Here is a 5,082-nt window from a genome sequence, read left to right as displayed (position 1 = left end):
GCTTCCCGGCGGTCTAGCTAACGCTACGCATCGCCAACAGGAGCGATGAGCAGGGGAAACGCTACAAAAAACAAACCGTGAAAAATCCCCCGGCCTCAAGGGTGAGGAGAACGTCAAACTGCCCAAAATTCCCCTGCAATTTGCAATGGCCACAAAAGGGGATCCCTAGAGCTTGCGGGAATAGAACTCAACCACCAAAAGCTCGTTGACCGGGGCGCAAATTTGCTCGCGGGGGGGCAATTCCTTGATGCGTCCGCGCAGCTTTTCTTTGTCAAACTCCAGGTAGTCCGGCAAAAACAACCCCGGATACTCCGCGTAGGCGGCCACCAGCTTGCGGGAAGATTCCTTGTTTTTTACTGTAATCACATCCCCCACTTTGCAGCCATAGCTGGGAATGGTTACCTTTTGGCCGTTAACCTCTATGTGGCCGTGGCTCACAAGCTGCCGAGCTGCCGGAATGGTTGGAGCCATGCCCAGACGAAACACGATGCAATCCAACCGCATTTCCAGCATTTGCAGCAAGGCCAAACCGGTGGATCCCTTGGAGCGCCGTGCCTTGCGCATGTAGCGGATCATCTGCCGCTCGCTCAGCCCGTAGTTGAAGCGCACCTTCTGCTTTTCTTCTAAGCGAATGGCATATTCGGATTTTTTCTTGCGCTCGGCGCCATGCATACCGGGCGGGTTGGTATTTTTGGGGCGCTTGCGCGTCAAGCCGGGCAGATCAAGTCCCCCGAAGCGACGAATAATTTTTAGGCGGGGGCCTGTGTAGCGGGACATGCGGGCATTTCTCCGAAATCAGCAAACAAAGTCAGCAAGAGATGGTCAGCTGGGGAGCAAGAGGACGAGGCACCAAAAGAATCGGCGATCTACTATATTAAGCGTTTAGTTCCTGCTTTGGACAAGGGGTCAAGGCTGTCTTTTGGGATCCCGTCTCCACCGTTGTATTCACCCTGTCAGTCGTAGTGAACCCCCAGCTGGGTGCGGATGAAAGCGCGATCTTCGCTAAGCAAGCCGTTGAGGGTGCGCCGTTCCCCCAAGATGGGATCCGGATCCAGGCCGATGGCTTCCAAGTCGGCCAGCACCATCAGCTCCACCAACTGCGGGAAGCTCACCTTGGGCTCCCATCCTAGGACTCGCTTGGCTTTTGAAGCATCCCCCAACAGCAGATCCACCTCGGTTGGGCGGTAGTAGCGGGGATCGATCTCGATCAACACTTGGTCTTTGTACAACCCCTGTTCGGCTTGGCCGGAGCCTTTCCAGGTAATCGGCAGGCCCACCAGCGCGAAGGCCCGTTCCACAAACTCGCGCACAGTGTGGGTTTCCCCGGTAGCCAGCACATAGTCATCCGGCTGGGGTTGTTGGAGCATCATCCACATCCCCTCGACGTAGTCTTTGGCGTAGCCCCAGTCCCGCTTGGCATCCAGGTTGCCCAGGTAGAGCTTGTCCTGTTTGCCGGCCACAATGCGGCTGACGGCGCGGGTGATCTTGCGGGTTACAAAGGTTTCCCCTCGCCGTGGGCTTTCGTGGTTGAACAAGATACCGTTGCAGGCGAAGAGGTTGTAGGCTTCGCGGTAGTTGACCGTCTGCCAGTAGCCGTACACCTTGGCACAGGCATAGGGGCTGCGCGGGTAGAAGGGGGTGGTTTCCTTTTGCGGGATCTCTTGCACTAGGCCGAACATCTCCGAGGAGCCTGCCTGGTAAAACTTCACCCGGATCCCGGTGCGCTGCTGGTAGTCGCGGATGGCCTCTAGAAGACGCAGCGTGCCCATGGCCACTGCATCGACGGTGTATTCCGGCGCATCAAAGCTCACCCGCACGTGGGATTGGGCCCCCAGGTTGTACACTTCCGTCGGCTGCACCTGTTCCAAAATCCTGCGCAGGGTGGTGCCATCCGTGAGATCCCCGTAGTGGAGAAACAGCCTGGCCTGGGGGTTGTGGGCATCCACGTAGATGTGGTCGATGCGGTCGGTGTTGAAGGTGCTGGCGCGGCGGATGATGCCGTGAACTTCGTAGTTTTTCTTCAACAACAGCTCGGCCAGATAGGAGCCATCCTGTCCGGTGATGCCGGTAATTAGGGCACGTTGGGTCATAGAGCTGGGGGCAAAGACTAGGAAAACACCAAAAATCAAAATGGCCTGAGGCTCAAGTCCAATGGCAAAACTCAAACCTCAAAGCGGAGACCTTGAAGCTAGAACATTATAGTGCAGCGGGACTCCTTCTCCTCAGGCAGGGCCCGCCGAGGCACAGTCCTGACCGAGGGTGTGGTCTTTCAACCGCTGCAAAGCGGCAGTCAGGGCCATGGGCCAGGGATCCGGCTGGCGCAGTTGTCGCACTCCCTGGGGCAGGCACAGCACAGAGGCGCGGCTGGTGCGGGCAATGGCTTCCAGATCCGGCAAGGGATCCAGCAGCAGCCCTTTTTCCATAACTTTGCGCAAGAGCGGTTCGTAGCCAGGAGGCGGGGGCTCGTCAGCATGGCCCAACAAGTCTCCTTCAGGGCCGCGAAAGATCTGCTTGCGACCGGGAAGGGTGGCTTTGGCAAAGGAAGCTTTGGCCACCGGGATCCCGTTGATTTCCACCAATTTGTACACCCCGTTCACGCCTTCTCCGGTCACCAGGCGGGTGCCCACCCCATAACCGCTGATGGGGGCTTGGGAGCGATGCAGGCGCTCGATCTCGTATTCGTCCAAATCCCCACTGACGAACACCGGGGCGCCTTGAGGCAAAATTTGTTTCACCCGGCGAGAGAGATCTTCCAAATCTCCCGAGTCGATGCGCACCCCGCCGATTTCCCCCTGGGATCCCAGTTGATCTGGGCTTCTGGCCGCAAAGAGCTGGGCTGCTGTGCGCGCCCCTTGGATGGGATCGTAGGTATCGATTAGAAGCGCAGCTTGGGGAAAGTAGCGCCGAAAGGATTGAAAGGCGCGGGTTTCGTCTCCCGAGAGAGCAGCAATGGCCATCACTAGGGAATGGGCCATGGTTCCTGCCGGCTTGCGCCCCAATTTCAGGGCTGCCAAGACGTTGGAGGTGGCATTGAACCCTGCCGCCAGAGCCGCCCGGGCTGCCCACAGCCCCGCCTGGGGACCAAAAGCTCGCCGGGTGCCGAACTCCAACAAAATGGCCTCATCCCCTGCTGCATCTCGCATACGGGCCGCCTTGGTGGCGATCAGGGTCTGGTAGTTAAAGGTGGACAGCAGATAGGTCTCCACCAGTTGGGCTTGCCAGAGGGGGGCTTCCACCCGCAACAGGGGCTGGTTGGCGAAAATGGCGGTTCCTTCCGGCACCGCCCACACATCCCCCTCAAACCGGCAGCGGGCCAGCAGCTCCCAAAAGCGCTCCGGCGCATCGGCGAAAATGCCCGTTTCCCGCAGCGCTCGCAAAGCCTCGGGGGCGAAGCTCAGTTGCTGCAGATAGTCCACTGCCTGGGTGAGCCCCATGGCGATTAGGTAGCCATAGTCGGTGGGCAGCCGCCGCACAAACAGCTCAAAGGCAGCGGGCTGAGACTCTAGCCCTTCCCCCACGTAGCAGGCGGCCATGGTGAACTGGTACAGGTCGGTTAGCAGGCCATAGTCTTGGGGCCGCAACGACGAGAAATCAGGGCTCAACATGAAAAAACCTCAAGGCAGAAGCCGATGGGGAGCGATGGGATCGAGCAGAGAGCTGTCGCCAAGGTTATAGTGAAACTTACCATAAGTAAGCCTGCCTGTCCGGGATCCACCAGAAGCACCGCAACCCCCGAAAAGCTCGAAAAATCGGTCTCAACAAGACGCCAAATCCAAACTTAGCCGAGAACACAGGCGGCCATCTGGACAAAACCTCTTCCCCAACTTATAGTGAAACCAACCATAAGTACCAGCCCGACTTCCTTTAACCTTAGATTAACCTTAGATCAAGCTTGTGCAAGCCTGGTCAATCCAGCCCCCACCGGAAGAACGCCATGAATACCACTCTACAGGAGCTAACTGTTAAGGCTCCAGCGGGCCTTCCCCCCCACTTTGATCCGGAGCGGGTGGGAGAGATTTGGCGCGTGCCCTACCAACAGCGGGCAGCAGAAGCCGAGCTCTGGGCCAAGGAGCAAGGGATCCCGCCGGCAGAGGCGGATCGGGTGCGGGCGGGCTTGCTGCTCATTGATGTGCAGAACACCTTTTGCATTCCCGGCTTTGAGTTGTTTGTGGCCGGTTCCGGCGGGTTGGGAGCGGTGGAAGATAATCGCCGGCTTTGTCAGTTCATCTACCGCAATTTGGCCTGCATCACCCAGATTGTTGCCACCCTCGACACCCACACGGCCATGCAGATCTTCCACCCCGTCTTTTGGGTGGACGCGCAGGGAGCCCATCCTGAGCCGGCCACGGCCATTTCGGCAGCCGATATCCGCTGCGGGCGGTGGCGGGTGAACCCGGCTGTAGCCGCCAGCCTGACCCAAGGGGATCTAACCCGGTTGCAGGTCTACGCTCTGCACTACGCCGAGCAGTTGGAGCAGGGGGGAAAATATCCCCTCATCGTCTGGCCCTACCACTCCATGCTGGGGGGGATTGGCCATGCCCTGGTGCCAGCGGTGGAGGAGGCGATTTTCTTTCACAGCATGGCCCGCTGCAGCCAGCCCAGCCTGCAGCTCAAGGGAGCCAATCCCTTGACGGAAAATTATTCCGTGCTTAGCCCGGAGGTTTTGACTGGGCCGGAAGGGGATCCCATCGACGAGAAAAATGAGCTCCTCATCCGCCACCTGCTGCAGTTTGATGCGCTGATCGTGGCTGGCCAAGCCAAAAGCCATTGCGTGGCCTGGACGGTGAGTGACCTGCTGCAGGAAATCCAAGCCACGGATCCCAGCTTGGCCAAGAAAGTCTACCTTCTGGAGGACTGCACCTCGCCGGTGGTGATTCCCGGCGTTGTGGATTTCAGCGAACAGGCGGAGGCCGCCTTCGCCCGCTTTGCGGAAGCAGGAATGCACCGAGTGCGCTCCACGGATCCCATCTGGGAGTGGCCTGAGTTTCCCCGGGATCCCAGCTGACCTCCAACATCCGGTATGATGCAGCAGGATCCTCTGCTGGAGCAGCCCTGTGTACGGTCGCGGTAGCGGTGCGGAGC

General features: G+C 59.0%; 4 protein-coding genes. 1 reads left to right on the top strand and 3 read right to left on the bottom strand.

Translation table 11 applies throughout. The features are described 5' to 3' along the window. Positions 1–165: 165 nt before the first annotated feature. The 3 genes from rpsD to NW819_RS11745 all read right to left on the bottom strand — a co-directional run bounded on the left by rpsD (position 166) and on the right by NW819_RS11745 (position 3,605). Positions 166–777: a 30S ribosomal protein S4 gene (rpsD, locus tag NW819_RS11755; RefSeq protein ID WP_011432724.1), complete on the bottom strand. Its 612-nt coding sequence runs from the start codon at positions 775–777 to the stop codon at positions 166–168. Between the two features lie 176 nt (positions 778–953). Next, entirely contained in the window at positions 954–2,090 is a 1,137-nt protein-coding gene (gene gmd / locus NW819_RS11750; protein ID WP_414344822.1) for a GDP-mannose 4,6-dehydratase, read from the bottom strand. Positions 2,091–2,222: 132 nt separating this feature from the next. Then, complete coding sequence (locus NW819_RS11745) at positions 2,223–3,605, bottom strand: nicotinate phosphoribosyltransferase (RefSeq protein ID WP_414413854.1); 1,383 nt, start codon at positions 3,603–3,605, stop codon at positions 2,223–2,225. 329 nt (positions 3,606–3,934) lie between these two features. On the opposite strand from NW819_RS11745, the gene NW819_RS11740 reads away from it, so the two are divergent. Next, positions 3,935–5,005 (top strand): isochorismatase, encoded by a 1,071-nt coding sequence (locus tag NW819_RS11740; protein WP_414413853.1) that lies wholly within the window; start codon positions 3,935–3,937, stop codon positions 5,003–5,005. The last annotated feature ends 77 nt before the right edge of the window (positions 5,006–5,082 follow it).

The sequence above is a fragment of the Synechococcus sp. R8-2 genome (genome assembly GCF_047461715.1).
Lineage (GTDB): Bacteria > Cyanobacteriota > Cyanobacteriia > Thermostichales > Thermostichaceae > Thermostichus.
The sequence above is the reverse complement of the archived record's forward strand: the minus strand, read 5'-3'. Positions and strand labels throughout refer to the sequence as shown.

Bases quoted from the DNA above. Each gene is read 5' to 3' on its own strand.
- rpsD (WP_011432724.1), bottom strand. From the start codon at position 777: ATGTCCCGCTACACAGGCCCCCGCCTAAAAATTATTCGTCGCTTCGGG.
- gmd (WP_414344822.1), bottom strand. From the start codon at position 2,090: ATGACCCAACGTGCCCTAATTACCGGCATCACCGGACAGGATGGCTCC.
- NW819_RS11745 (WP_414413854.1), bottom strand. From the start codon at position 3,605: ATGTTGAGCCCTGATTTCTCGTCGTTGCGGCCCCAAGACTATGGCCTG.
- NW819_RS11740 (WP_414413853.1), top strand. From the start codon at position 3,935: ATGAATACCACTCTACAGGAGCTAACTGTTAAGGCTCCAGCGGGCCTT.